The organism is Gammaproteobacteria bacterium (assembly GCA_015709695.1).
Lineage (GTDB): Bacteria > Pseudomonadota > Gammaproteobacteria > Steroidobacterales.
Genome location: CP054183.1, coordinates 3,006,973 through 3,031,874, shown reverse-complemented (window position 1 = coordinate 3,031,874; position 24,902 = coordinate 3,006,973). Strand labels below are relative to the sequence as shown.

The window sequence follows — 24,902 nt, the reverse complement described above, 5'->3', positions numbered from 1 at the left end:
GTTCCTCCACAGTGCAGCCAGCTTATGGAGCGGCCCCGTCGCTCACGAGGAACTGAGTCACAGGCATCCTGATTTAACAGCGCCGTTATGCGAGGCGCTGCCGCCCTGGCGGAAAAATGACCAGCGCCGCGGACGCGGCGTCAGACCACGAGGCGATAGCAGGGCTGGTAGGCGCGACCCGGCAGTTTCATGCGGTTCTGGGCAACGAAGGCGCCGAGAAGCCGATCGAGCCGCGCCATGAGCTCGCGATCTCCGGAGAGCTCGAACGGGCCACGGCTCTCGATTGCACGGATGCCTTCGTCCTTGACGTTGCCCGCCACCATGCCGGAGAAGGCCTTGCGCAGGCTGGCCGCGAGCCGTGCCGGCTCCTGGCCACGATGCAGGACCAGCCCGGCCATGGTCTCATGGGTCGCGTGGAACGGCTGCTGGAAGTCCATGTCGAGGTGCAGCCGCCAGTTGAAGTAGTAGGCATCGTTCTTCGAGTGGCGGAAATCACGCACCTGGCGCATGCCTTCGCGCAGCGTCGCCGCCACCGTGGCCGGGTTGCCGATGCAGATGCGATAGCGCTGCTGCGCCTCGCGGCCGAGCGTGGCGCCGATGAACTCGTGGATCTGCGAGAAGTACGGCTCGCTCGACGCCGGGCCGGTCAGCACCACCGGGAGCGGCACCTCGCGGTTGCGCTCGTGCAGCAGTATCCCCAGCAGGAACAGGAACTCCTCGGCCGTGCCCACCCCGCCCGGGAAGATGACGATGGCGTGCGCAATGCGCACGAACGCCTCCAGCCGCTTCTCCATGTCGGGCATGATGACCAGCTGGTTGACGATGGGATTGGGCGATTCGGCGGCGATGATGCCGGGTTCGGTGACACCGATGTAGCGGCCGTCATCGACGCGCTGCTTGGCATGACCCACCGCCGCGCCCTTCATCGGGCCCTTCATGGCGCCACCGCCGCAACCGGTGCAGACGTTCATCTCCCGCAGGCCGATCTCGTAGCCGACTTTCTTGGAGTAGTCGTACTCCTCGCGGCTGATGGCGTGCCCGCCCCAGCAGACCACCAGGTCGGGCTCGCCGGCACGCAGCGTCCCCGAGTTGCGCAGGATGTGGAACACCGCGTTGGTGATGCCATCACTGCGCGTGAGGTCGAACTGGCTGCCGCCCGCCACTTCGTTGTTGATGAACACCACGTCGCGCAGCACCGCGAACAGCAGCTCGCGGATGCCGCGGATCATCTTGCCGTCGACGAAGGCCTCGGGCGGCGCGTTGCGCAGCGCCAGTTTCACGCCGCGGTCCTGCTGCACGATGAACACCTCGAAGTCGTGGTACTTCTCCAGCACTTCGCGCGTGTCATCGGTCTGGCCGCCGACGTTGAGCACCGCCAGCGCGCAGCGTCTGAGCACTTCGTGCTGGCCGCCCTCGCCGGTGCTGCGCAGGCGGTTGACCTCGTGCTGGGAGAGCAGCTCCAGGCTGCCCTCCGGCATGACCTCGACGAGCGTCTCGCCGCCGTGGCGGGCAGGGCTGGCAGGGTTCATGGCAGGATGTCGATGGGCGTGTTGCGAGCCGTCATCAGCCAGATGTCGATCATGTCGGCATTGGACACGGCGATGCAGCCGTTGGTCCAGTCCATGGTCCGGTAGTACTCGGCCGAGTAGCGCGGCTGGTTGGGCATGCCGTGGATCATGATCAGCCCGCCCGGGGCATGGCCCCTGGCACGCGCCGCACGCTGGTGGCGCTCGTCCGGGTAGGAAATGCGGATGGAGAGGAAGTAATCGCTGTCCGGGTTGCGGTCCAGCAGCAGGTAGCGTCCCTCGGGCGTGCGGAAATCACCCTCGCGCAGCTTGTCCCCATCGGGCGCCAGCCCGAGCGCGACGCGGAAGCTGCGCAGCACCCGGCCGTTCTTCAGCAGGTCGAGGCGGCGCTCGGCCTTGCGCACCACCACCTTGTCGGCCTGCTCGAAGCCGGTCGCCTGGACCGCGGGCGCCAGCCCCAGCAGGGCGAGCGCCACGATGCAGGCCGCGGTTGCGGCAGCCGGCGCGGACCTCATGCGACCCTCGCCGTGGCCGGCTGCGCGGGAACCAGCGCGACACGCTCCAGCTTCGGGAACACCACGCGGGTGCCGGGGCGCACGTGATCGAGGTCGAGTGTGGGGTTGTACTGGCGCAGCAGCCACACCGGTACCTTGTACTTCTGCGACGCCAGGATCCACACCGACTCGCCGCGGCGCAGCCGGTGTTCGGTGGTGTCGGTGATCCTGTAGCGGTTGAAGAAATCCTCCTGCAGGTCGTGGTGATAAGCCACGCGCCGTGCCAGGAAGATCTCCCTGCTGACATGACTGAAGTCCAGGCGTACCGACTCGCCGATCACCAGCGCCCGCTTGCTCTGCCAGCCGTTGGCCTTGCGCAGGTCCTCGGGAGTCACCTCGAGCCAGCCGGCGTAGTGGCTGAGGGTTTCCGCGGCCTGCACCTCCACCTTGTCGTTGTCCGTCACCAGGTAGTTGCTCGGATCGGCGAGCGAGGCGGAGATGCCGCCGGCATCACCCGTGGGCTGCTTCGCCTGGGCGGGGGACTCCAGCGCCGGCAGGTCCGGGGCCACGGTCGCCGGCCTGCCGGCTGCCACGGCCGGGGGGCGCGAGGATGCGACCGTGGCGGTGGCCGCAGGCTCCGGGGCAGCGCCCGCTGGCGGCACCAGACGCAGGCGGCTGCCGCTGCGCACGTGGTTGGCGTCGGCCAGGCCGTTGAAGGCCAGCAGGTCGCGCTGGCTCACGCCGGTGCGCCGGGCAATGACCGCGAGCGAGTCACCGGGCTGCACCAGGTAGCTGTCGGCCGCGGGCGCCGGCTGCCGCGTATCGGGCAACGCCGGTGGCGCACGGGTGCTCGCCACCGCCACAGCGCGGCCCGGCAGCTTCAGCGACTGCCCGACACGGATCCGCGCCCCCGGCGTCAGGCCGTTGGCCTGCGCGAGCTTGCCGACCGTGGTGCCGTAATGCGCGGCGATGCGGCTCAGCGTGTCGCCGCGCTTCACCTTGTGCATCTTGTCCGGCACCTGGTTGTCGAAACGCTGGCCGGAGGGAATCGAAGCCAGCAGCTGCTGTGGCGATGCGTCGATCACCTGGCCGGCAGGCAGCCGCAGGCGGAAGCCCCGTGGCACGTACTTGGCGCCGTCCCAGACCGGGGGCAAGAGCGCCGGGTTGTAGGCCTGCAACGTCGAGCGCGGCACGCCGAATGCCTTCTCCAGCGCATCGATGCGCATGAAGTCCGGCACTTCGACCACCAGTTCCTGGCGCGGCGGCTGGCGCTGCACCGGCCCGAAGAAGCGCTCCGGGTCCTGCTCGATCGCCAGCGCCGCCAGGAACGACACATAGAAATTGCGCGACGCGAAGCCGAAGGCGGGGCCATCGTAGCGGCGGATGATCGCCTCGATGTCGGTGGTGCCGACGCTGTCCACCGCCCGGCGCATCCCGGCGGCACCGTGGTTGTACGCGGTGATGGCCAGCGGCCAGGTGCCCAGCAGGTCGTGGTTGTAGCGCAGCAGGCGGGCCGCGGCCTCGCTGGACTCATAGGGGTCGCGACGCTCGTCGACCGCCTGGTCGATGCGCATGAAGCGCTTGCCGGTGTCGCCGGTGAACTGCCAGAGGCCGGCGGCGCCGACGAAGGAGCGTGCGTTGGGATCGAACGAGGACTCCACGTGGGGCAGCGCGGCCACGCCCTCCGGCACGCCATGCTCGCGCAGGCTCTCGCGGATATGGTCACGCCACTGGCCGGAGCGCACCAGCCCGGCATGGAAGCGCTCGGCCAGCCCCTGCTGGAAGCGCACGCGGTCGGCCGCGGCACGCAACTCGGCATTGCTGACATTGGCCGGCCACAGGGCCAGCACGCGAGCCGACTCGGCATCGAGACCGCTCCGCTCGCCGCTGGCCAGCGTGCGCAGGATGCGTTCGTACCGGGCGCGGGCCGTGTCCGCGAGGCGCTGCAGCCGCGCCTGGCTGCCCTCGCCCGTGGCATCGATCTTCTCGTAGACCACGCCCAGGTGGCGGTTGTCGTGGATCAGGCCCTGCTGCGAGGTGCACTCGGCGAAGATGCGTTGCCAGAAGGCGACTTCCGCTGCCAGGCCCGGCGGGCGCGGCAAGGCCTCGTCGGCCGCCGGCGCCGCAGCGGAAAACAGCAACAGCGCGGCCGCGAGAGCCGGCAGCACCCTGGTCACGACGGACATTGACAACCCAAACCGTGTTACGGGGCGATACTTAGCCAACCAGCCCCTGAAAGCAAGCCGCCCGCCCGCGGCCACGATGCGCCCGCGCGGGAACCAGCGCCACGTCCGGGAGGGTAGCCCCGGCCTGCGGAGACCGGGGACGAACCCATTCACATAATTGGCAGCCGCTGTCCGCCGGCGCCGTGCTCAGCCGAATTTCGGCTGGCCGGCGCCGCGCAGTGCGGCGATGCGCTCGTCGAGCGGCGGATGCGACATGAACAGCCGCGAGATGCCGCCACCGCCGGAGATGCCGAAGGCCTTCATGGAATCCGGCAACGCAGCCGGCCCATGCGCCGTCTTCAGGCGCTCCAGCGCCGCGATCATGCCCTCGCGCCCGGCCAGGCCGGCACCACCGGCGTCGGCGCGGAATTCGCGCTGGCGGGAGAACCAGGCGACGATCATGCTGGCGAGGATGCCGAGCAGCACCTGGGCAACCAGGCTGGTGAGGAAGAAGCCCGGGCCATTGTCCCGCTCGGAGCGGAACACCACCTTGTCGACGGCATAGCCGATCACCCGCGACAGGAACAGGACGAAGGTGTTCACGACACCCTGGATCAGGGTCAGGGTCACCATGTCGCCATTGGCCACGTGGGTGATCTCGTGGCCCAGCACCGCCTCGACCTCGGTGCGGTTCATGCGCTGGAGCAGGCCGGTACTGACTGCCACCAGGGCGCTGTCACGCCGGGCACCGGTGGCGAAGGCGTTCATGTCGGGCGAGTCGTAGACCGCCACCTCCGGCATGCCGATGCCGGCCTGGCGCGCCTGGCGTTGCACGGTCTCGTACAGCCAGGTTTCGGTGGCATCGCGCGGCTGGGTGATGACCCGCGCCCCGGTGCTGCGCTTGGCCACCCACTTCGACATCGCCAGCGAAATCAGTGCGCCGCCAAAGCCGAACAGCGCGCAGAAGGCCAGCAGGCCGGTGAAATTCATGCCGCCCTGCTGGTCGAAGATGCGGTCCAGCCCCAGGATTCGCGCGACCACCGACAGGACCACCAGCACGGCGACGTTGGTGGCGAGGAACAGGAAGATGCGCTTCATCACGACTTGGACTCTCCGGTGTCCGGGATGGAGCGGTATTTAGTGGTGTCCCGCGGCCACAATTCAAGCCCCCGCCGGGATACCGCCCGGCCCGGCCCGGGGCGGGACTTTCCCGGGCGGGCGCCGGCACCTAGCATGGGCGCCCTGGCCTCATGAAACCCGATCCCGCCATCGCCCCACCCTCGCTGCTGCGCTTCTGGCAACCGCGCCACTGGCCAACCTGGCTCGGCTTCGGCCTGCTGTGGCTGCTGGTGTTGCTGCCCTTCCGCGCGCAGCGGGCGGTCGGTTCCGCCCTGGGATGGCTGGGACTGGCGCTGGCCCGCCGCAGGCGCAGCATCGCCGCCACCAACCTGCGGCTGTGTTTTCCGCATCTCGGGGACGCCGCGCGCCGGGATCTGCTGCGTCGCCATTTCGCCTCGCTGGGACTGCAGGTCATCGAAGTCGGCATGTCGGCCTGGGCCAGCGACGCCCGGATCCGCCGGCTCTGGCGGGTCGAGGGACTGGAGCACCTGCAGGGCGCCCTCGCCGCGGGGCGCGGCGCCATCATCGTCAGCGGGCACTTCGCGGCGGTGGAGTTCTCCGGCAGGCGGCTGTGCATGGACACGCCCGACATGGCTGCCATCTACCGCCCGAACCGCAATCCGCTGGTGGATGCCTTCCTGGCGCGGGTCCGGCGCCGCAGTGCCGGGCACCTCATTCCCAAGGACAGCATCCGCCGCTTCATCCGCCGGCTCGCCGAAGGGGATGCCGTCTGGTACGCCCCGGACCAGAGCTTCCGTCGCAAGGGCAGCGTGCTGGTGCCGTTCCTCGGCGTACCGGCGATGACGAACACCGCCCTGTCCGCATTGGCACGGGTCAGCAAGGCGCCCGTGGTGCCGTACTTCGCCGCCCGACGCGCCGATGGCAAGGGCTACGAACTGCGCATCGAACCGCCACTGGAGAACTTCCCGGGCGATGACCCGGCCGCCGACGCGATGAGGATCAATGCCATCATCGAGCGCCACGTGCACCAGGCTCCGGAGCAGTACTTCTGGGTGCACCGGCGCTTCAAGGGGCGGCCGGCGCCACTTGCCGATCCCTACACCAGGCCCGGCGAGGATCCACGGCCACCGGCGACGGCCGAGTAGCCGGCGAGCAGGTCATCCCAGGCAGCGGTGCTGAAGCCGCCGGTGCCGCCAGCCGTGATCTTGGTGAACGAGCGGTGCAGCCGCTCGAGGTTGCGCCGTTGCCAGGCGCCCGGCCCGGGCATGATGCGCCCGCGATCGAAGTCCAGCAGGAAGATGCCGTCGGCGGTATCGATCTGCAGGTTGTGCGCGGTCAGGTCCGCATGGAAGACACCGGCTGCGTGGAAGCGGCCGATGCACTCGCCGACACGCCGCCACACCGCTGCCGGCAACGGTCCCGCGGCCATGCGCGTCGACAATGGCACCACCCCGGGCAGGCGCACGGTGATGATGTCGGCGCGGTAGCGGATGCCGGAGCGCCGGTAACGAGCGGCCACCGGTCGCGGGGCAGGCAGGCCGGCGTCCTGCAGCCGTGCCAGCAGGCGCCATTCGAGAAAGGAGCGGACGCGCTGCTCGCCGGTCCAGAAAAAGCTGTCACCGGCGATCCGGGCGATGCGGCCACCGCGATGGTAGTGGCGCAGCACCCAGTCCTGCGCCTCGCAGCGGATGAACAGCGTGGCGCCGCGACCTCCCGCGTAGCCCGGCGCACGCGGCGCATCGGGCCAGCTGGCCGGGTCGAACCACGCCTCGCGCATGTGGTTGGCGAGGGAGGCATCGTATAGGATGACGCTCTCGCCGATTCGCTCTACCCGCTCCACCGAAAGCATGCCACCTTCATCCGGTCGACCACCAGGGAATGGGCCGGAATCGCTGTGCCTCGTGCGGCTCTCGGCCATCGGCGACTGCTGCCACACGCTCCCCGTCGTCAGGACCCTCCAGGCTGCCTGGCCACGCACGCAGCTGACCTGGGTGATCGGCAGGACCGAGCACGGGCTCTTGAAAGGCGTAGACGGCGTCGAGTTTATCATCTTCGACAAGACCCGGCCGTGGGCCAGCCTCGCCGACATCCGCCGGCAGCTGCGCGGGCGGCACTTCCCGGTGCTGCTCCACATGCACGCCTCGATGCGCGCCAACCTCGCGAGCCGCATGGTCGATGCAGGCCGCCGCATCGGTTTCGATCGCCGCCGCGCCCGCGACTGGCAATGGCTGTTCACCAACGAACGCATCGCGGCGCGGCCGGAGCAGCACGTGATGGACGGCCTGTTCGGCTTCCTCGAGCACCTCGGCATCGAGCAGCGCGTGCTGCGCTGGGACATCCCGCTTGGCGATGCCGACCGCGCATTCGCCGCCGCCCTTGCGCCCGGCACGGGCCCGATGGTGGTCATCAGCCCCTGCAGCAGCCAGCGTTTCCGCAACTACCGCAACTGGCGCCTGGAGAACTACGTCGAGGTGCTGGCCCACCTGCAAGGCGCCCACGGTGCGCGGATCATCCTCACCGGCGCCGGGACGGCGATCGAGGGCGAGTACGCCGCGGCGCTCGCCGCGGCGGCGACCGCTCCCGTCGAGAACCTGGTCGGCCGCACCAGCCTGAAGCAGCTGCTGGCGGTCATCGACCGCGCCGACCTCGTCATCTGCCCCGATTCGGGTCCGGCGCACATGGCCACGGCCGTGAGCACGCCGGTGATCGGCCTCTACGCCACCTCCAACCGCCTGCGCACCGGCCCGTACTTCAGCCAGGACCTGGTCGTGGACCGCTACCCGGATGCCGTGCAACGCGAATTCGGCGTGCCGCCTGCGCAACTGCGCTGGGGCCAGCGGGTGCGCGATCCGGCAGCCATGGACCTGATCACGCCGGCCGAGGTGATCGCCCGGGTCGACGAGGTTCTGGGAAAATGATCCCAACCCCTCGGTTGAGGACAATGCGGGAGTGACCGCCATGATGGAAACCTTCGATGAACCCCGACTCGCCGCGGCCGGCCCGCGTGACCTGAGCGATATCCTCGAACGCGGTGGCATCGTCTACCTGCCACGGTGCCCGGTACCGCTCCCCGCTGCGGCGGACCTCGATGTCCTGCGCAACGAGTTGCCGGCCCACATGAAGCGCAAGAACGTCAGCTACCATCCCGAGGGCGACCGCGTCAGCGGACTGGCCACCACGGCGCCGGTCTACGCCACCACGCACCGGGTCCTCACGCGGCTGCGCAAGGACATCGCGGCCTGGACGCGGCAGGTCATGCCCGGGCTGATGCAGGGCGCGGACATCGGCACCTGCAGCTTCCGTCCCATGGAGGAGGCAGGGCGGGCCATCGATGCGCACAAGGCCAGCGAGCTCATCCACATCGATGCCGGGGCCTATGGCGCCACCAACGGCAACCGCATCCTGCGCTTCCTCGTCAACGCCAACCCGACGCGGGACCGGGTCTGGGCCAGCAAGGGCGATTTCGCCAGTGTCTTCGCCCGCCACGCCGAGCGCGCCGGCTTCACCGGGCCAGGGGGCCATGTCGGGCGGCTCGAGAAGAACCTCTTCGACCGCCTGTTTTCAGTCCTGGTGCGCAGCCTGGCTGCCGCGGTGCCGATGGCCAAGGTGCTCGACAGCAGCCCCTACGACCGCGCCATGAAGCGCTTCCACGACTACCTCAAGGACAATCCCGGGTTCCAGGCCGAGGTCGAGACCCACGTGGAGATGCGCTTCGCACCGGGTTCGGCATGGCTGGTGTTCGCCGATGGCGTCAGCCACGGATGCCTCTCCGGGCAGTACTGTTTCATCTGGACGGCGCTGACGCCGCTCGCGAACATGCGCCACCCGGAATACGCGCCCATCAACGTGCTGCGCGCCGCCGCCTGAAGAACCGGGCTTTCCCGGCAGCTATCAGGCCGCCCCGGGCCGGACGCCGTGGAGCTTGCAGTCCGCCTCGATCATCAGCGTGGCGAGTTCCGCCAGCGTGGTCCGCGCCTCCCAGCCGAGCACGCGGCGCGCCTTGCTGGCGTCGCCGAGCAGCAGGTCCACTTCGGCCGGCCGGTAGTAGTGGGGATCGACGGCGACCACGGTCTTGCCGCTGCGCCGGTCGACGTAGCGCTCGGCGGCCCCCTCGCCCTCGCGCTCGAAGCGGATGCCGACGCGCTCCAGGCAGAGCTCGAGGAACTCGCGCACCGAGGCGGTGCGGCCGGTGGCGAGGACGTAGTCGTCCGCCTGCGGCTGCTGCAGCATCCGCCACATCCCCTCGACGTACTCCCTGGCATAGCCCCAGTCGCGCCGTGCCTCGAAATTGCCGAGGTAGAGGCAGTCCTGCAGGCCGGCAAGGATGCGCGCCAGGCCGAAGCTGATCTTGCGGGTGACGAAATTCTCGCCCCGCCGCGGTGACTCGTGGTTGAAGAGGATGCCGTTGACCGCGTACATGCCGTAGGCCTCGCGGTAGTTGCGCGTCAGGTAGAAGCTGTAGGCCTTGGCGCAGGCATAGGGACTGCGCGGATGGAACGGTGTGGTCTCCGATTGCGGCGTCTCCACCACCTTGCCGTAGAGTTCGCTGCTGCTCGCCTGGTAGAAGCGCGCCGGCAGGCCACTGGCGCGCAGCGCCTCCAGCAGGCGAGCGGCGCCGATCCCGGTGATGTCGCCGGTGTACTCCGGCAGGTCGAAGCTGACGGCCACGTGGCTCTGTGCCGCGAGGTTGTAGACCTCGTCGGGCCGCACCTTGAGCAGGATGCGCAGCAGCGAACTGGAATCCCCGAGGTCGCCGTAGTGCAGGATCAGCGGCAGCTCGCGCTCGTGGGGGTCCTTCATCAGGTGCTCGATGCGGCTCCAGTTGAAGGTGGAGGCGCGCCGGACGATGCCGTGCACCTCGTAGCCCTTTTCCAGCAGGAGTTCGGCGAGGTAGGAGCCATCCTGGCCGGTGATGCCGGTGATCAGTGCCTTCTTCATGTCTCGATCCGCTGGGGCCGGGCGGGGACTGCCACGGCCGGTGGCTGATTCGGTTCCGCCGGCAGTATAGCGGGCGCCAGCACGGACGCCGCCACGGCCTGCGGGGTGATCTCCCGCAGGCAGCGCAGGTGTCCGAGCGGGCACTCGCGCTGGAAGCAGGGGCTGCAGTCGAGCTCCAGGTAGTGGATGTGGCAGCGCCTGGTCAGCGGCGGCGTGAAGCGCGGCGAGGTCGAGCCGAAGATCGCCACCACGCGGGTGCCGGCGGCTGCGGCCACATGCATCAGGCCCGAGTCGTTGGTCACCGCCGTGTGCGCCGTCGCCAGCAGGTCGACGCTGTCCTCGAGCCGCGTCTGCCCGCAGAGGTCGTGCACCCCGGTCCCCGCCGCAGCGCGGATCTGCTCGCCCAGCGGGCGTTCGCCGGCGGAGCCCAGCACCCAGACCTCGTGGCCCTGCGCCACGAGCAGCCGTGCCAGTTCGGCGAAGTGGCCGACCGGCCACTGCTTCGCGGGCCCGAAGGCCGCACCCGGCATCAGCGCCACCGCCGGCGCCTGCCCCAGCCCGAAGCGCCGCAGGAGGGCGTCGCGGTTCGCCGCATCGATGCGCAGCGACGGCGGGAGCGGTTCGGGGAGCGGTGCCCCGAGAGGCAGGCCGAGCGCAAGAAAACGCTTGACCGTCTGGTCGAGCAGCTGCCGGTCGAGCCGGCGCGGGTCGGTGAGCAGCCAGCTGCGCCCCTCGGCGGCGAACCCGGTGCGCACCGGGATGCGCGCGAACCAGGGCAGCAGCGCCGCCTTCAGCGAGCGCGGCAGCACGATGGCGCGCTCATGGCCCTCGTCACGCAGCGTCACGCCAAGCCGGCGACGGCGCGCCAGCGCCAGCTCGCCATGCGCCACGCCGAGCGCGATGCCCCGGCGGATCTCGGGCATGCGCGCGGCGAGCGGCACCGACCAGGGCGGCCCCACCACGTCGATGACGGCGTCGGGGTCGAGCACGCGCAGCAGGCGGAACAGCGACTGCGCCATGACCATGTCCCCGACCCAGGCGGGGCCGACGACCAGGATGCGCTCGCCGCCCGCCATCAGCCCCGGCCGTTCACGGCGCCGCGGCGGCCAGCGTATCGAGGTAGGCGCGCACGCCGTCCTCCAGGCCGATGAACTCGTGCTGGTAACCGGCCAGGCGCAGGGTCGACAGGTCCGCCTCGGTGAAGCTCTGGTATCCGGCCATGAGGCCCGGGGGAAACGGCACGTAGCGGATGCTGCCGCGGCCGTGCCAGGCAATCACCGCCCGGGCCACGTCGTTGAAGCTGCGTGCCCGGCCGGTGCCGAGGTTGAAGATGCCGCGGGTGCCGCCGTGCTCGAGGAACCAGAGGTTGGCGCGGGCGATATCATCGACATGGATGAAGTCGCGCAACTGCTCGCCCGGGCCGTAGCCATGGCTGCCCTCGAACAGGCGCACTTCCGCGCCCTGCTGCAGCTGGTTGTGGAAGTGCCAGACGACGCTGGCCATGCCGGCCTTGTGGGCCTCTCCCGGCCCGTAGACATTGAAATAGCGCAGGCCCACCACCTGCGAGCGGGCGGCGGCGATGCACCGCCGCGCATGCTGGTCGAACACCAGCTTGGACCAGGCGTAGACGTTGATGGGCCGCTCGCACTCGGGCGCGACGCGGAACTCGCGGCCGGCGCCGTAGACCGAGGCGGACGAGGCGTAGACCAGCGGCACCTTCCCGGCCAGGCACCAGTGCAGCAGCTCGCGCGAGAACTCGTGGTTGCGCCGCATCATCAGGCGGCCATCCCACTCGGTGGTGACGGTGCAGGCTCCCTGGTGCAGCACGCCGAGGACCCTGGCGCCGAATTCCCGGCGCGCCTGCATGCGGGCGAGGAACTCCTCGTGGTCCATGTAATCGGCGATGCGCGCAGCGGACAGGTTCATGGCCTTGTGCCCGTCGCTGAGGTCATCCACCACGAGGATCTCGGTGATGCCGGCCTCGTTCAGCCGCCGCACGATGTTCGAGCCGATGAAGCCGGCGCCGCCGGTGACGATGATCATGCGTGGCTTGCCGCTGCCCCGGGGAGCAGGCTCCGGTAGAGGTCGATGTAACGGTTGGTCATGGTCTCGGGAGAGAAGCCGCGGGCACGCTCGCGGTTGGCCGCCGCCATGCGCTCGCGCAACGCGGGATCGGCATGCAGGGTCAGTACCGCGGCAGTGAGTCCGGCCACGTCGTCCACCTCGCAAAGCAGGCCACCGCTGCCATGGACCACCACTTCCGGTATGCCGCCGACGCGCGTGGCGACCACCGGCAGGCCGAAGGCCATGGCGTCGAGCAGGATGGAGCCGAGGCCCTCGTGCCGCGAAGGATAGAGAAAGACGTCCATGGCGGCCAGATGGTTGCCGACATCGCGGACCTCCCCGGCGAAGTGCAGGTTGGGCAGCCCGGTGGCCTCGGCGCGCAGCGCCGCCTCGTCGCGCCCGGAGCCGACCAGCACGTAGGAAATGCCGGGAGCGCTGCGCGCGGTCTCGCGGGCCATCTCCACGATCTGCCGCTGGCCCTTGTGGGAGTCCACCAGCGCGCCGACATGGCCGACGATGAAATCACCGCCGAAGCGCCGGCGCAGCTCGGCCACCCGGCCTGGCGTGGCACTGAGCCCCGCGCTGGCGCTCGGGATCACCTCGCAGGCGAGCGCGGGCTCCAGCGCCGCCAGCGATGCGGCGATGGCCCGGGACAGCACGGCAACGCGCGCGGCGCGGCGGTACATGGCGCGGTTGAGTGCATGGTGCGAGGGGCCCTGCTGCACGCGCCGCGTCACCAGGTAGGGAGCCCCGCCCGCCAGGCTGCCGAGCCATGCCGCCTGCAGCGCGCGCGCCTCGTGGACGTGGACCAGGTCGGCCCCGCGCAGCGCCAGTGCCGCCGCCAGCACATTGCCCGGCACCTGCCGCAGCTCCGCACCGGGAATGCCGGCCAGCCGCAGTGCCAGGGGCTCACCGCGGCGCACCACCAGCCGCTGCCGCCAGCCGGCCGCGGCCAGGCCATGCACCAGCAACTCGGTCTGCCGCTCGCCGCCGCGGAAGCCCCGCGCCAGGTTGATGTGGGCGATGAGCGGTTCGGCCACGATGGAGCGCGTCAGCGCACCAGCCGGTAGTCGGCACTGCAGTAGGGGCACTTGGCGCTGCCGCTGGCCTCGATGGCCAGGTAGACGCGCGGGTGCGAGTTCCACAGGTACATGCCCGGCATGGGACAGGACAGCGGCAGGTCGGCGCGGGTGACCTGGTAGAGGTTCTCGGCATTGGGCTGGATCAGCTTCTCGCTGCGTGCCTGTGACTTGCGCACGGTGCTCTCCGGTGGATCGATGGCCAGGCAGGATTATAAGCGTTGCGCCGAGCCGGCCTGCGGCAGGGTCAGGGCCCGAGGACCTCGTCCCAGATGGCACGGATGCTCCCGGCGACGGCGGCTGCCTCCTCGCGCGGCATGAAGCCCGGCTGCCCGGCCAGCGCGAGGTGGTGCAGGCGCTCGCGGTAGCCGCGGTAGGCATCGGTCAGGTCGCTGGCGACACTGGCGCTGATCACGCCGCTGGCGGCCAGGCCCTCGAGCTGGCGGATGTTGTCGGACCAGCGCACCAGCTCCGGGTGCTGGCAGGCCTCGCGCAGCACCAGGTACTGGACGATGAACTCGATGTCGGTGATGCCACCGCGGTCATGCTTGATGTGGAAGCTGTCGTCGGTGCCCTGGGCCAGTTCCGCCCGCATGCGCTCGCGCATGTCCAGGACGTCCGCCCGCAGCTTGTCCCGCTGCACCGGGGCCGTGAGGATCCGGCGGCGTATGGCCTCGAAGGCGGCGAGCACGCCCGCGTCCCCGGCAATGCCGCGGCTGCGCAGCAGCGCCTGGTGCTCCCAGGTCCAGGCGCTCTCGCGCTGGTAGGCCTCGAAGGCCGCCAGGCTCGATACCAGCAGGCCCTTGCGGCCTTCCGGCTGCAGCCGCGTGTCCACCTCGTAGAGGTGGCCGGCAGGGGTCAGCATGGTGGCGAAATTGATGATGCGCTTGGCCAGGCGCACGAAGAACACGCCGTTCTCCAGCGGGCGCTCGCCATCGGTCTGCTGGGCGTCGCCGGCCGAATCGTGCAGGAACACCAGGTCGAGGTCCGAGGCGTAGCCGAGCTCCAGCCCGCCGAGCTTGCCGTAGGCGATGATGCCGAAGGACGCGGCCTGGCCCACGCCATCGACCACGCAGCGCGGATGACCGTGGCGGATGGTGAGCTCCCGCCACGCCTGGTCGCAGGATGCCTGCAGCACCAGCTCCGCGGTCTCCGTCAGCCGATCGCTCACCTTCATCAGCGGCAGGACGCCGGAGAGGTCGGCCACCGCCACGCGGAACACGGCGGCGCGCTGGAAGTTGCGCAGCGCCTCCAGCCAGCGCTCCGGATCGTCGCTGCCGGCTGCCTCCAGACGCCGCGCCAGCTCCCCGGCCAGTTCGTCGCGCGTCGGTGGTTGCGCGAACAGCCGCGGGTCGAGCAGTTCGTCGAGCAGGATGGGATGGTCCGCCACCTGGCGCGCGAGGAAGTCGCTCAGGCCGCACATGCCGACCAGCCGGTCACGCGCCGCGGGGTTCTCATTGAGCAGGGCGAAGTAGGCGGAGCGACGGCCGATGGCCTCGATGATGCCGGCTACTCCGTCCACGGCCAGCAGGGAATTGCGCTCGCGGCCCGCCGCCTCGAGCACGGCCGGCATCAGCGCATCGAGACGCTCGCGGCCCGGCGCGTCCAGCCGCTGCAGGCTCGATGCGGCACGCAGCCGCCGCAGCCGCTCGAGCACCGCCGGCGGATCGGCAAAGCCCGCTTCGCCGAGCAGGCCGGCGGCGGCCTCCGGCGAGGCCTCCTCGCGCCACACCTGGCGCAGCTGGCCGCCGCGGGGCGCGGCGCCGGCCGCCTCGCCACGGAATACCACATCGCGGAAATGGCGGCTGACGGTGTCCCGGTGCCTGGCCAGCTGCGCCTCGACCTCATCCCAGCCAGCGGCTCCCAGCGCCAGCGCCAGGCGCGCGCGATCCGTCTCATCAGCGGGGACCCGGTGGGTCTGCTGGTCGCGCAGCGCCTGGATCGCGTTCTCCAGCCGGCGGAGGAACAGGTAGGCGGCGGTGAGGTCCTCGACAGCGGCCGGCTGCAGGCAGCCATGGCGGGCCAGTGCCGGCAGCAGCCGGAGGATTTCCCGGCCACGCAGCCCGGCCACGCTGCCGCCGCGCACCAGCTGGAATGACTGCACGATGAACTCGATTTCGCGGATCCCGCCCGGGCCGAGCTTGATGTCGGCCTGGAACTCCTTGCGCTGCACCTCCGCCTCGATCATCGCCTTCATTTCGCGCAGCGAGGCAAACACGCCGTAGTCGAGGTAGCGGCGATAGACGAAGGGCCGCACCACGTCATCGTAGAAGTAGCCGGCATCGCCCCAGTCGTTGACCACCCGCGCCTTGACGTAGGCGTAGCGCTCCCAGTCCCGCCCGTTCTGCATCAGGTAGGTTTCCAGCGCCGGCAGCGAGACGGCCAGCGGGCCGCTGTTGCCGAACGGACGCAGCCGCACGTCCACGCGATAGACGAAGCCATCGGCGGTGGTCTGGCCGAGCAGGCTGACGAGCCGCTGGCCCAGCAGCCGGAAGTACTCCTCGTTGCCGAGCGGTTTCGCGCCGTCGGTTTCCCCGACATCGGAGAAGACGAAGATCAGGTCGACATCGGAGGAGAAGTTGAGCTCATGGCCGCCGAGCTTGCCCATGCCGAGGATGCCGAGGCCGCAGGTTTCGCCATCGGCGAGGCGCGGGCTGCCATGGCGCGGCCGCAGTGATTCGCGCGCCCAGGCCAGAGCGGCGCCGATGCAGGCATCGGCGAGGTCGGAGAGGTCGCGCAGCGTCTCCGGCACCGTCGACCGGGCCTCGACCTCGCGCCACAGGATCCGCAGCAGCTCGCGGTGCCGCAGCCGCCGCAGCCGTGCCATGAACTCCGGCTCCGCCAGCGCCGGCGTGGCCGTGGCCGCCACGGCGGCCGGCAATTCCCCGGGCCCGCTCGGGCGGCCGACGCGGTCACCCTCGAGCAGTTCCGCGAGCAGCTCCGGATGGCGCTGGACGATGCCGGCGGCGAAGGGGCTGGCCGCGAACACGCGGGTCAGCCGGTCCGCAAGGCCCGTGTCAGCCGGCATTCCCCCGGGCAAGGCAGCCAGCGATTGCCGGGCCTCGGCCAGCAGCGACTCGGGGACGGGAGGCAGGTTGGCACTCATGGGCGCGCATGCTAGCAGCCTGCCGGCAGGGACGATGGGCCGGAGGCCCGGCGGCGCGGTGGCGGCAGGGCACCCGGCACGCCGGGGGCATCGCCGTGCCTTCCAGCTGGCGCCGTCGCCGCGCGCACGAAGGCCTCCACCCACCAGAAGACGTCGTGGCGGCGCACGCCGCGGCGCAGGCGGCGCATGCGCGCGCGCCGCTCGACTGGCGGCATGGCGCAGGCGGCGGCGACGGCGTCGGCCACGGCAACGATGTCGTAGGGGTTCACCAGCAACGCCGCGCCGGCCATCCCGGCGGCGGCCCCGGCGAACTCCGAGAGCACCAGCACACAGTCCTCGTCGGGACTCGCCGCACAGTATTCCTTGGCGACCAGGTTCATGCCGTCCTTCAGCGGCGTGATCAGCGCGATCTGGGCGGCACGATAGTAGGACAGCAACTCGTCCGCCGACAGGCTGCGGAACACGTAGTGGATCGGCACCCAGCCACCCGGTCGGGTGAAACGTCCGTTGATGGCGCCCACCAGGTTTTCGATGCGGGCCTTCAGCTCGCGGTAGCGCGGGATGTCCTCGCGACTCGGCACCACCACCTGGACCAGCGTGACCTTCTCCCGCAGCTCCGCGTGGCGCTCCAGGGCGAGGCCGAAGGCCTCCAGGCGCTCGGGGATGCCCTTGGTGTAGTCCAGCCGGTCGACCCCGAGGATGAGCTGGCGGTCGTGCAGCTGCCGGCGCATGGCAGCCGCCTGCTGCACCACCGCGGGCGAGGCCGCGCGACGGTAGAAGTCGTTGTAGTCGATGCCGATCGGGAAACGCCCTGCCCGCAACTCGCGTCCATCGGTGCGCAGCCGCACATAGGCTTCACCACGGCCGCTGATCCTCACCTGCGGCAGGAGGTCACGGACACAATCGGCGAAGTTGCGCCGGTCACGCGGCGCCTGGAAGCCCAGCAGGTCGTAGGCCAGCAGCGCACCGAGAAGCTCGCGACGCCAGGGCAGCTTCATGAAGATGTCCGGCGGCGGAAACGGGATGTGCAGGAAGAACGCCAGCGGCCCGCTGCTGCCCAGGGCCCGCAACCCGACACCCACCTGCATCAGCTGGTAATCGTGGACCCAGACCAGCTCCCCCGGGCTGGCGGCGCGCGCCGCGGCCTCGGCATAGCGGCGGTTCACCGTGCAATAGGCCTGCCAGTACGCGGGATCGAAACGGCAGAGGGAAGGCAGGTCGTGGAACAGCGGCCACAGCACTTCGTTGGAGAAGCCGTGGTAGAAGCCGCGCCGCTCCTGCTCGTCGAGAAACAGGGGCCGCAGCTCGTAGCCGGCGTGCCGCCCGGCCGCGCACAGGCCGGCGGCCAGCCGCACGTCCGTTGCGGCGAAGTCCGCCCCGCCGATCCAGGTGCCGCCGCGGGCCGCCAGCACCGGCGCCATCGCCGAGACCAGCCCGCCGGATCCCGGCACGAGGCGCAGCCCCCCCGTGCCGTCGCGGTGCGCCGTCCAGGGCAGGCGGTTGGAGACGACGATCATGCGCTGCCCCGGGGTGGGCTCACCAGGTGGACGGTGCGGGTCGGATAGGCAAAGCCGACGCCCGCCTCGCGCAGCGCCGCCATGGTGCCGAGGATCACCCGCTGCTGGATGTCCATGTACCGGTTGAAATCCGGGTCCAGGACGAAGTACACGGCCTCGAACTCGATGGCCGAGGCGCCGAGGGCCGACAGGTGCGCACGTTCGAAACGCACCGGCTCCTCGCGACTGATGACCGCACGCAACATCGCCGGGATCGCCGCCAGTTGCTGCGGCCCGGTCTCGTAGGCGACGCCGAAACCGAACACCACGCGGCGCTCGAACATGCGCTTGTAGTTGCGGATGCGGCTGCCCATCAGGTCGGTGTTGGCCAGCACCACGAGCTCGCCCGAGAGGCTGCGCAGGCGGGTGGTCTTCAGGCCCACCCGCTCCACCGTGCCCATGGTGTCGCCCATGACGATGAAGTCGCCGATGGCGACAGGCTGGTCCAGCGCGATCGCCAGCGAGGCAAACATGTCGCCGAGGATGTTCTGCGCCGCCAGTGCCACGGCCACCCCGCCGATGCCGAGGCTTGCCACCAGCGCCGTCACGTCCACGCCGGCATTGGCGAAGAGCATCAGCACCACCACCGACCAGAGCAGCAGCCGCGCGACGAAGGCCAGCACCGTGGTGGTGGTCGCCTCCCCCGCGCGTGCCGGATCGCGGTGGCGTTTCATGTAGCCCTGCAGCCAGCCACCGATCCCGGCATGGAGCCACAGCCCGGCCTGCAGGAGAACCGCCACCACCAGCAGGCGGCCCGCGACCCGGGCGACACCGGCGGGCAGGGTCAGCGTCAGCGCCCCCACCAGCACACCGCTGGCGAGGACGAACCACCAGCGGGTGGCGCGCAGCGCCGCCGCCAGCCCATCGTCCAGCGCCGCATCGGTTGCCCTTGCCCAGCCCTCGACCCGGGTGCGCACCAGGCGCAGCAGCAGCGCCAGCGCCAGCACCGCCAGCACTGCAACCAGCACGGCCACGACCCAGCGGCCCGGCGGGTTGCCCAGGATGTCGGCTGGCAGCCCGCCGTTCATGCGCTGGCCCGCCGCCAGGCGTGCAGGAAGGTCAGCAGTTCGCCGGGCGGCCTGAGCCAGATGTCGGCGGAAGTCGGGCGGAAGTGCGGACGCACCAGGATCGCGAGGCCACGCCGGCGCAGGGCGATGAACGCATCCTCGTCGGTGATGTCATCGCCAAGATAGGCCACCGGCAGCCCCTCGGGCGCCTCCGCCAGCAGCGCCTCCACCACCGCTGCCTTGCTGGTCCCGGGGGCGCGCAACTCGATGCCGCCGTCGAAGTTGCACCACTCCAGCACATCCTCCAGCGCTTCCTCGTGGAAGCGGTGTGCCAGGAGGCCACGGATGCGCACCACCTGGCTCGGCCCGGCGCCGCGCCAGTGGAAAGCGATGCAGCCAGGCTTGACCTCGCAGCGCCCGCCCGCCGCCTCCACGTCGGCCGCCCACTCATCGGCCAGCGCCAGGGCCCGCGCGGCAAACTCGTCGATGCCGGAGACGAAGTACCGGCCATCGGCAAGCAGCCGCTCACGCCCGTGGGAGCCCCAGGCTTCCGGCTGGCGCCGCGTACCCAGCCAGGGCGGCGCACCGCGCAGCGCACGGCCGGTCACGATCACCACGCGCGTGCCCTCGGCCGCCATCAAGGAGTCGAGCGCTTCGCTCACGCCCGGATAGGGCCGCACCGCCTGCGGATCCGGGGTGAACGGTGCCAGGGTGCCGTCGTAATCGAGCAGGAGCATGCCCTGTCGGCACTGGCCCAGCCTGGCCATGAACAGGCCGAGTCGCAGGCTGGGCTGGAGCTTTTCCACGTCGCCTGCCATCCAGCTCAGGCAAGCTCGATGTGGTCCGGGGCACCACGCACCAGCGCATGGATCACCGTCAGGTACTCCCGCAGCTGGCGCGTGATGAGGAAATTCTGCTGCACGTGGCGATGGCCCGTCTCACCCATGCGCTGGCGCTCGTCCCCGTAGTGCAGCAGGTAGCGCAGGCGCAGCGCTGCGCCCTCGGGGCTGCTCACCAGGAAGCCGGTCTGGTGGTCCACCACCTGCAGGCGGATCCCGCCGGTATCACCGCCGATCACCGGCCGGCCTTTCCACAGCGATTCGGTCACGGTGAGGCCGAAGCCCTCGCGGATCGACTTCTGCAGCACCACGTCGGCGGCCCGCTGCAGCGCGTTCACGGTGCGGTGCGCCTCGTCGGGCAGCAGCAGCACGTGCACGTCCTCGAGCTTGCGTGCCGCGGCCTGCACCGCCGACAGCACCAGCTCGCCCTCGGGATCATCGGCCGCTCCGCCACCCGCGAGAACCAGCTGCAAGCCCGGCACGAAGGCGCGCGCCATGGTGAAGGCGCGGATGACGCCCAGCGGGTCCTTGAAACGGTCGAAGCGCGACACCTGCAGCGCCAGTGGCCGCCCGCGGTCGATGCCGTAACGCTCGCAGCAGGCGGCAACCTCTTCCGGCGGCAAGTCGATGTTTTTCTCCGCCAGCGGGTCGATGCTCGGTGGTATCAGGAACATCGGGTGCGGCAGCTGCTGGGCGAAATCGGCCAGCGAGAAGATGCTGGCGTCGAAGCCCGCCACCAGCGGCCGCAGGTAGCGCCATACCGGCCGGAACGGGCGGCTGACATCGATATGGCAGCGCCAGATCCACTTGCCCCGCCGGCGCCGCATGTGGCCGAGCAGCGCAGCCGGCTGCGGGTCGTGCACAAAGACGACATCGGCGGCCTCCAGCTCGCGGCGCAGGCGCGCGGCGTTGTCGGCATTCACCTGCTCGTAGGCGGCTACCTCCTCGCCCAGCGTGACCGCCTGACCCTGGAGCGCGTTGTGGAACTGCTTGGTGCAGCGGTAGAAGAGCGGCGTACCCTCCATGACCTCCCAGCTGGCCTCGAGGCCGAGCTCGCCCATCAGCGGCACCAGCTGCTCGAGGATCTCGGCGACGCCGCCGCCGCGGCGCGTGGAATTGACATGGACCACCTTCAGGCCGCGCAATGGCGCAGCCAGCAGCTCGAGCTGCCGGGCGACATCGGCACCGGCGAGCACAGCGTGATCGGCGAGGCGCGGGCTCACGCCGGCGACTCCGCGAAGTAGCCGCCGACGACGCGCCCCAGCGCGTCGCGCAGCTCGGCGAGGGAGCTGAAGTAGGGGTCGATCGCTGACAGCTGCCGGCACAGGCCGTCGTAGCGATCGCCATGCTGTGCCAGCCAGTGGCGGAAGTCGTCGACGCGCACCGGCTCCCGGCGCCGGGACTCGATGCCATGGAAATAGATGCTGCCCAGCGACATCGCGGGAATCGCCGCCGCGAGATCCTCCGGCCTGGCGACGCGCACGCCGGTGTCGAACACCACGGTCTGGCACAGGCGAAACGTGAACTGGCGGTCACGCGGCGCAAGCAGCGCCTCGGTTTCCTCGATGCGCTCCTCGACCACGTCCACCAGCTCCTGGCGCAGCTGCTCCAGGTCGGCGAAATCGGCCGGATCCAGCACCGCCAGCCGCTCCGCGAGCAGCTTGTCGTGCAGCGCATGGCGGGCCCAGACGGCAAAGTCGTTGTGGAACTCGGTGTCGTCCAGGCGCGGGCGCAGCAGGCGTCCCCAGAAATGGAAGTAGATGCTGCCGTGCGCGACGGACTGCAAGCCGTCGCGCAGCTCACGCAGGCTCTGCGCGCGCTTGCCGGTGGCCATGGCCACCAGTACGCAGTCGCGCACGACAAAGGGACCGGGCGTGCCGGCTTCTGCGACAGGTATCGCTGGCATGCCTCGAGTGTAGGTGCGCGGCGAGGCCGCACCTAGGCCATCGCGGTGAAGGCTGCTGTCGAAAAAATCAAAGCCGCCTGCCGGCGAGCGGCTCTGCGACAATGGCACTTCGAGCCGGATCGCACAGGAGGATCGGCCCAGCGATGCCAGCCGGACTGAACTACCGCCACCTGCATCACTTCTGGATCGTCGCACAGGAAGGCAGCCTCGCCGGGGCCAGCCGTCGCCTCGGCGTGCAGCATTCGACGCTGAGCTCGCAGCTGCGCTCGCTGGAAGCCGCGCTGGGAGGCCGGCTGCTGCTGCGACGCCCGCGCGGCGTGCGTCTCACACCGCGCGGCGAGGTGGTGCGCGGCTACTGCGACCAGATCTTCCGGCTCGGCGGCGAGTTGCTCGAGGCCGCGCAGGCGCAGGCCCCGGCACCGGGCCGCCTCTGCCTGGGCATGCTGCCTTCGGTATCGCGTTCCCTGCTCCACGAAACGCTGCGGCCCCCGCTGTCCGCGGAGGCTGCCACGCGCCTGGAAGTCGCCGTGGGCGATGCCGGCACGTTGTGCGGCGAACTGATAGCCGGGCGGCTGCACGCGGTCATCACGGATCGCCTGCCGCTGCGCGCGGCCCACGGTGACATCCACGCGCACCTCATCGGCCAGTCCCGCATCGGGCTGTACGGCACGAGACGGCTCGCCGAGCGCTACCGGCCCGGTTATCCGGATTCACTGGACGGCGCCCCGCTGCTGCTACCGGCGGCGGGCAGCCTGCGCGAAGCACTGGCGTCCTGGTTCGCAGAGGAAGGTATCCGGCCACGGATCGCCGCGGAGATCGACGACGTGCCGCTGCTCAAGGGGCTGGCCGCCCGCGGCCAGGGTCTCGCGCCGATCGGCCGCTGGCTGGGCGAGGATGCGCGCCGGCGCTTCGGGCTGATGCAGGTGGGCCTGGTCCCCGGCGTCTTCGCCCGGCTGTATGTGCTGACGCTGGGACGCCGGGTGCGGCATCCGGCGGTGCAGCAGCTGATCGATCGCGGACGCGACCGGCTGGGCGGCCGCTAGCCACGCAGGGGCTCCCTGCGCCTCAGGGTCGATACCAGCCGTTGCGCAGGGCGAGGACCGGCCATTGCGTCATGGCCAAGGCCTCGCGCTGCAGTTCCGCATCGGCTGGTGCCGGTTGCAGCACCCGGCCTCGGAGCACGAAGTGATGCGCGGAGCCGTCGGCTTCGAGGATCTCGACATCATCGCCTTCGCGATAGGCCGCGGTGTCGTGGAACTGCATGATGGCGCGACCGGGCCCGGCGAGGTCGCTGCGGCTCTGGTCGATGCCCGGCGCAGGGATCGCCACGCGCAGGCCCATGAGCGACAGCGCCGTCGGCAGCAGGTCCACCTGGCTGGCGAGACGGGTCACCACCCGCGGGGTCACCGGCCCCCCGGCAATGAAGGCCGGGATGTGGAACGAGAGCACCGGCACCAGGCCCTCGCCGATCGTTCGGCTCTCGTGGTCGGCGACCACCATGAACAGCGTGTGGGCCCAGTACGGGGCCGTGCTCGCCGACTCGAGGAAGCGGCCCACGGCGTGATCCGCGTAGCGCGCGGCGTTGTTGGCGGTCTGTCGTGGCTGCTCGTAGAGGTCGATGCGCCCTTCCGGGAAATCGTAGGGCGGGTGGTTGGAGGTGCTGAACACCAGGGTGAAATGGGGCTGGCCGCTGGCATCATCGCGCGCCAGCTTGCGGGCCACCCAGGCGTAGAGGTCGTCGTCGGACACGCCCCAGGTGGTGCTGAACTTCGCCTCCGGCAGCAGCTCGGCCCAGTCCACCACCCGGTCGAAGCCGTTGCCGAGGAAGAAGCCACGCATATTGTCGAAGCTGCTGTCGCCGCCATAGACGAACTCGGTGCTGTAGCCCTGCGCCTTGAGCGCCTGCGCCAGCGTGAAGAAATCCCGCTGGGCGGAATCCAGGCGCAGCACGCTTGGCGTGCGGGTCGGCAGGAAGCCCGTCGCCACGGCCTCGATGCCCCGGGCGGAGCGCGTGCCGCTGGCGTAGAGGTTGTCGAACCAGAAGCTGCGATCGCGCCAGGTCTCCAGCGCCTGCGCCACGGGCAGGCCGCCGAGGCTCTGGAAATAGTGCGCGCCGAGGCTCTCCTGCAGCAGGATCACCAGGTTCGGCTTGCCGCCCGGGTGGGCCGTGGGCACGAGCTCATGCAGGGTCGGCCGCTGCGGGTCGGTGAAGGCGCTGTCGGGCAACTGCATCGACCTGCGCAGGCGGGCGAGGACCTCGGCCTGCGGCAGCCTGCCGTAGCCCCGCAGGGCCTGGGCCTCACGGGTCTCCTCCCAGAGCGCGTGCAGCGCCGAATAAGTGGAGTTCAGTGCCAGGTCATTGACCAGTACATCCGAGGAGGACGCCGCGAAGCTGATGTTGAGGGGGCGGTGCCCGGTGCTGCCGCGCGCGCCAACCGCCAGCGCCAGCACCAGCGGTGCCAGCATCACCAGGCGCAGGCGCCAGGGTGGCACGGCAGGCCAGGGCTGGCGGCGCAGCGTGCGCCAGGCGAGCCCGCCAGCCAGCGCGGTGAGGCCGATGCCCGCAAGGAGCGCGCCGCGATGCGCCTCCCAGATGGTCATGAATACCTCGCGGGGCGAACCGAGGTAGGCCACGTAGAGCAGGTTCGGCCGCACGCCGAACTCGGTCATGAAATCCGGCGTCGCGGCTTCGTTCCAGACGATGAGCATGAACCAGCCGGTCAGCCATGCCGCCATCGCGCAGCGCCACACCCTGCCCTGCAGCACGCGGCCCGGTGCGATCCACTGCACCAGCACCACCACGAGGCAGACGGCACAGATCACCACGAGATCGAAGCGCCAGGCGCGTACCAGCACCTCGCCGAGGCCGGCGGTGGCGCCGAGGTGCCCCGCGAAGTGCCAGGCGAGCAGCAGGCGGCTGCCGCTGAACACGGCTCCCGCAGCCAGCGCGAACAGCAGCAGCGGACGCAGCATCGCCGCGCACGCGCCCAGCCATGACGCCATGGCCCGGCGATCGCGGACAGCAGCCCAGGCAAGGGTGAGAGCGATGGCGAGGCCCTGTCAGGGGACCGCAACGCCCCCCGTCAGCACCGTTTGACGCTCCGGCCGGCGGCGAGCAATCGCCGGATGGCGGACCGCGGCA

At 70.5% G+C, this 24,902-nt stretch carries 21 protein-coding genes; 4 read left to right on the top strand and 17 right to left on the bottom strand.

What is annotated here, in order from left to right:
• Positions 1 to 140: 140 nt before the first annotated feature.
• The 4 genes from HRU81_14015 to htpX all read right to left on the bottom strand — a co-directional run bounded on the left by HRU81_14015 (position 141) and on the right by htpX (position 5,283).
• Positions 141 to 1,529 (bottom strand): LOG family protein, encoded by a 1,389-nt coding sequence (locus tag HRU81_14015; GenBank protein ID QOJ33152.1) that lies wholly within the window; start codon positions 1,527 to 1,529, stop codon positions 141 to 143.
• Positions 1,526 to 2,041: a L,D-transpeptidase family protein gene (locus HRU81_14010; protein ID QOJ33151.1), complete on the bottom strand. Its 516-nt coding sequence runs from the start codon at positions 2,039 to 2,041 to the stop codon at positions 1,526 to 1,528. The genes HRU81_14015 and HRU81_14010 overlap by 4 nt, the downstream gene beginning before the upstream one ends.
• Positions 2,038 to 4,206: a LysM peptidoglycan-binding domain-containing protein gene (locus HRU81_14005; protein QOJ33150.1), complete on the bottom strand. Its 2,169-nt coding sequence runs from the start codon at positions 4,204 to 4,206 to the stop codon at positions 2,038 to 2,040. Before HRU81_14005 ends, HRU81_14010 begins: the two co-directional genes overlap by 4 nt.
• 186 nt (positions 4,207 to 4,392) lie before the next feature.
• Positions 4,393 to 5,283, bottom strand: coding sequence for a protease HtpX (gene htpX, locus HRU81_14000; GenBank protein QOJ33417.1), 891 nt, complete (start codon positions 5,281 to 5,283; stop codon positions 4,393 to 4,395).
• A gap of 152 nt (positions 5,284 to 5,435) precedes the next feature.
• On the opposite strand from htpX, the gene lpxL reads away from it, so the two are divergent.
• A complete protein-coding gene (lpxL, locus tag HRU81_13995) occupies positions 5,436 to 6,410 on the top strand; it encodes an LpxL/LpxP family Kdo(2)-lipid IV(A) lauroyl/palmitoleoyl acyltransferase (GenBank protein ID QOJ33149.1) in 975 nt (324 codons plus the stop codon).
• Here the strand turns inward: lpxL and HRU81_13990 are convergent.
• On the bottom strand, positions 6,362 to 7,114 hold the full coding sequence (locus tag HRU81_13990) for a 3-deoxy-D-manno-octulosonic acid kinase (GenBank protein ID QOJ33148.1): 753 nt from the start codon (positions 7,112 to 7,114) through the stop codon (positions 6,362 to 6,364). The genes lpxL and HRU81_13990 overlap by 49 nt on opposite strands.
• Between HRU81_13990 and HRU81_13985 the strand changes: the two genes are divergently transcribed.
• Positions 7,113 to 8,183, top strand: coding sequence for a glycosyltransferase family 9 protein (locus tag HRU81_13985; GenBank protein ID QOJ33147.1), 1,071 nt, complete (start codon positions 7,113 to 7,115; stop codon positions 8,181 to 8,183). The genes HRU81_13990 and HRU81_13985 overlap by 2 nt on opposite strands.
• 40 nt (positions 8,184 to 8,223) lie before the next feature.
• Positions 8,224 to 9,132, top strand: a complete 909-nt coding sequence (locus HRU81_13980; protein QOJ33146.1) for a Kdo hydroxylase family protein — start codon at positions 8,224 to 8,226, stop codon at positions 9,130 to 9,132.
• 24 nt (positions 9,133 to 9,156) lie between these two features.
• Here the strand turns inward: HRU81_13980 and gmd are convergent, their stop codons facing one another.
• The 11 genes from gmd to HRU81_13925 all read right to left on the bottom strand — a co-directional run bounded on the left by gmd (position 9,157) and on the right by HRU81_13925 (position 21,760).
• Positions 9,157 to 10,203, bottom strand: coding sequence for a GDP-mannose 4,6-dehydratase (gmd, locus tag HRU81_13975; protein QOJ33145.1), 1,047 nt, complete (start codon positions 10,201 to 10,203; stop codon positions 9,157 to 9,159).
• Positions 10,200 to 11,279: a lipopolysaccharide heptosyltransferase II gene (waaF, locus tag HRU81_13970; GenBank protein ID QOJ33144.1), complete on the bottom strand. Its 1,080-nt coding sequence runs from the start codon at positions 11,277 to 11,279 to the stop codon at positions 10,200 to 10,202. Before waaF ends, gmd begins: the two co-directional genes overlap by 4 nt.
• 13 nt (positions 11,280 to 11,292) lie before the next feature.
• Positions 11,293 to 12,246 carry an ADP-glyceromanno-heptose 6-epimerase gene (rfaD, locus tag HRU81_13965; GenBank protein ID QOJ33143.1) on the bottom strand — a complete coding sequence of 318 codons (954 nt, stop codon included), beginning with the start codon at positions 12,244 to 12,246 and terminating at the stop codon, positions 11,293 to 11,295.
• Positions 12,243 to 13,307, bottom strand: a complete 1,065-nt coding sequence (locus HRU81_13960; GenBank protein ID QOJ33142.1) for a glycosyltransferase family 4 protein — start codon at positions 13,305 to 13,307, stop codon at positions 12,243 to 12,245. The genes rfaD and HRU81_13960 overlap by 4 nt, the downstream gene beginning before the upstream one ends.
• 11 nt (positions 13,308 to 13,318) lie before the next feature.
• On the bottom strand, positions 13,319 to 13,525 hold the full coding sequence (locus tag HRU81_13955; protein QOJ33141.1) for a zinc-finger domain-containing protein: 207 nt from the start codon (positions 13,523 to 13,525) through the stop codon (positions 13,319 to 13,321).
• A gap of 68 nt (positions 13,526 to 13,593) precedes the next feature.
• The gene (gene glnE / locus HRU81_13950; protein ID QOJ33140.1) at positions 13,594 to 16,452 is read right to left on the bottom strand and encodes a bifunctional [glutamate--ammonia ligase]-adenylyl-L-tyrosine phosphorylase/[glutamate--ammonia-ligase] adenylyltransferase; all 2,859 of its coding nucleotides are present in this window, start codon (positions 16,450 to 16,452) and stop codon (positions 13,594 to 13,596) included.
• A gap of 11 nt (positions 16,453 to 16,463) precedes the next feature.
• The gene (locus tag HRU81_13945) at positions 16,464 to 17,969 is read right to left on the bottom strand and encodes a trehalose-6-phosphate synthase (GenBank protein QOJ33139.1); all 1,506 of its coding nucleotides are present in this window, start codon (positions 17,967 to 17,969) and stop codon (positions 16,464 to 16,466) included.
• On the bottom strand, positions 17,966 to 19,036 hold the full coding sequence (locus HRU81_13940; protein ID QOJ33138.1) for a mechanosensitive ion channel family protein: 1,071 nt from the start codon (positions 19,034 to 19,036) through the stop codon (positions 17,966 to 17,968). The genes HRU81_13945 and HRU81_13940 overlap by 4 nt, the downstream gene beginning before the upstream one ends.
• Entirely contained in the window at positions 19,033 to 19,821 is a 789-nt protein-coding gene (otsB, locus tag HRU81_13935) for a trehalose-phosphatase (protein ID QOJ33137.1), read from the bottom strand. The genes HRU81_13940 and otsB overlap by 4 nt, the downstream gene beginning before the upstream one ends.
• Positions 19,822 to 19,838: 17 nt before the next feature.
• Positions 19,839 to 21,077, bottom strand: a complete 1,239-nt coding sequence (locus tag HRU81_13930; protein QOJ33136.1) for a glycosyltransferase — start codon at positions 21,075 to 21,077, stop codon at positions 19,839 to 19,841.
• A complete protein-coding gene (locus HRU81_13925) occupies positions 21,074 to 21,760 on the bottom strand; it encodes a hypothetical protein (GenBank protein ID QOJ33135.1) in 687 nt (228 codons plus the stop codon). Before HRU81_13925 ends, HRU81_13930 begins: the two co-directional genes overlap by 4 nt.
• A 143-nt stretch (positions 21,761 to 21,903) precedes the next feature.
• Here HRU81_13925 and HRU81_13920 point away from each other — a divergent pair, with 143 nt between their 5' ends.
• Positions 21,904 to 22,803: a LysR family transcriptional regulator gene (locus HRU81_13920; GenBank protein QOJ33134.1), complete on the top strand. Its 900-nt coding sequence runs from the start codon at positions 21,904 to 21,906 to the stop codon at positions 22,801 to 22,803.
• 22 nt (positions 22,804 to 22,825) lie between these two features.
• Here HRU81_13920 and HRU81_13915 read toward each other — a convergent pair whose 3' ends face one another.
• The gene (locus HRU81_13915; GenBank protein QOJ33133.1) at positions 22,826 to 24,763 is read right to left on the bottom strand and encodes an LTA synthase family protein; all 1,938 of its coding nucleotides are present in this window, start codon (positions 24,761 to 24,763) and stop codon (positions 22,826 to 22,828) included.
• Positions 24,764 to 24,902: the final 139 nt, after the last annotated feature.

Bases quoted from the DNA above. Each gene is read 5' to 3' on its own strand.
- HRU81_14005 (QOJ33150.1), bottom strand. From the start codon at position 4,206: ATGTCCGTCGTGACCAGGGTGCTGCCGGCTCTCGCGGCCGCGCTGTTG.
- glnE (QOJ33140.1), bottom strand. From the start codon at position 16,452: ATGAGTGCCAACCTGCCTCCCGTCCCCGAGTCGCTGCTGGCCGAGGCC.
- HRU81_13915 (QOJ33133.1), bottom strand. From the start codon at position 24,763: ATGGCGTCATGGCTGGGCGCGTGCGCGGCGATGCTGCGTCCGCTGCTG.
- rfaD (QOJ33143.1), bottom strand. From the start codon at position 12,246: ATGATCATCGTCACCGGCGGCGCCGGCTTCATCGGCTCGAACATCGTG.
- HRU81_13985 (QOJ33147.1), top strand. From the start codon at position 7,113: ATGCCACCTTCATCCGGTCGACCACCAGGGAATGGGCCGGAATCGCTG.
- HRU81_14015 (QOJ33152.1), bottom strand. From the start codon at position 1,529: ATGAACCCTGCCAGCCCTGCCCGCCACGGCGGCGAGACGCTCGTCGAG.
- lpxL (QOJ33149.1), top strand. From the start codon at position 5,436: ATGAAACCCGATCCCGCCATCGCCCCACCCTCGCTGCTGCGCTTCTGG.
- htpX (QOJ33417.1), bottom strand. From the start codon at position 5,283: ATGAAGCGCATCTTCCTGTTCCTCGCCACCAACGTCGCCGTGCTGGTG.
- HRU81_13940 (QOJ33138.1), bottom strand. From the start codon at position 19,036: ATGAACGGCGGGCTGCCAGCCGACATCCTGGGCAACCCGCCGGGCCGC.
- waaF (QOJ33144.1), bottom strand. From the start codon at position 11,279: ATGGCGGGCGGCGAGCGCATCCTGGTCGTCGGCCCCGCCTGGGTCGGG.
- HRU81_13990 (QOJ33148.1), bottom strand. From the start codon at position 7,114: ATGCTTTCGGTGGAGCGGGTAGAGCGAATCGGCGAGAGCGTCATCCTA.
- HRU81_13980 (QOJ33146.1), top strand. From the start codon at position 8,224: ATGATGGAAACCTTCGATGAACCCCGACTCGCCGCGGCCGGCCCGCGT.
- HRU81_14010 (QOJ33151.1), bottom strand. From the start codon at position 2,041: ATGAGGTCCGCGCCGGCTGCCGCAACCGCGGCCTGCATCGTGGCGCTC.
- HRU81_13925 (QOJ33135.1), bottom strand. From the start codon at position 21,760: ATGCCAGCGATACCTGTCGCAGAAGCCGGCACGCCCGGTCCCTTTGTC.
- HRU81_13945 (QOJ33139.1), bottom strand. From the start codon at position 17,969: ATGATCGTCGTCTCCAACCGCCTGCCCTGGACGGCGCACCGCGACGGC.
- gmd (QOJ33145.1), bottom strand. From the start codon at position 10,203: ATGAAGAAGGCACTGATCACCGGCATCACCGGCCAGGATGGCTCCTAC.
- HRU81_13920 (QOJ33134.1), top strand. From the start codon at position 21,904: ATGCCAGCCGGACTGAACTACCGCCACCTGCATCACTTCTGGATCGTC.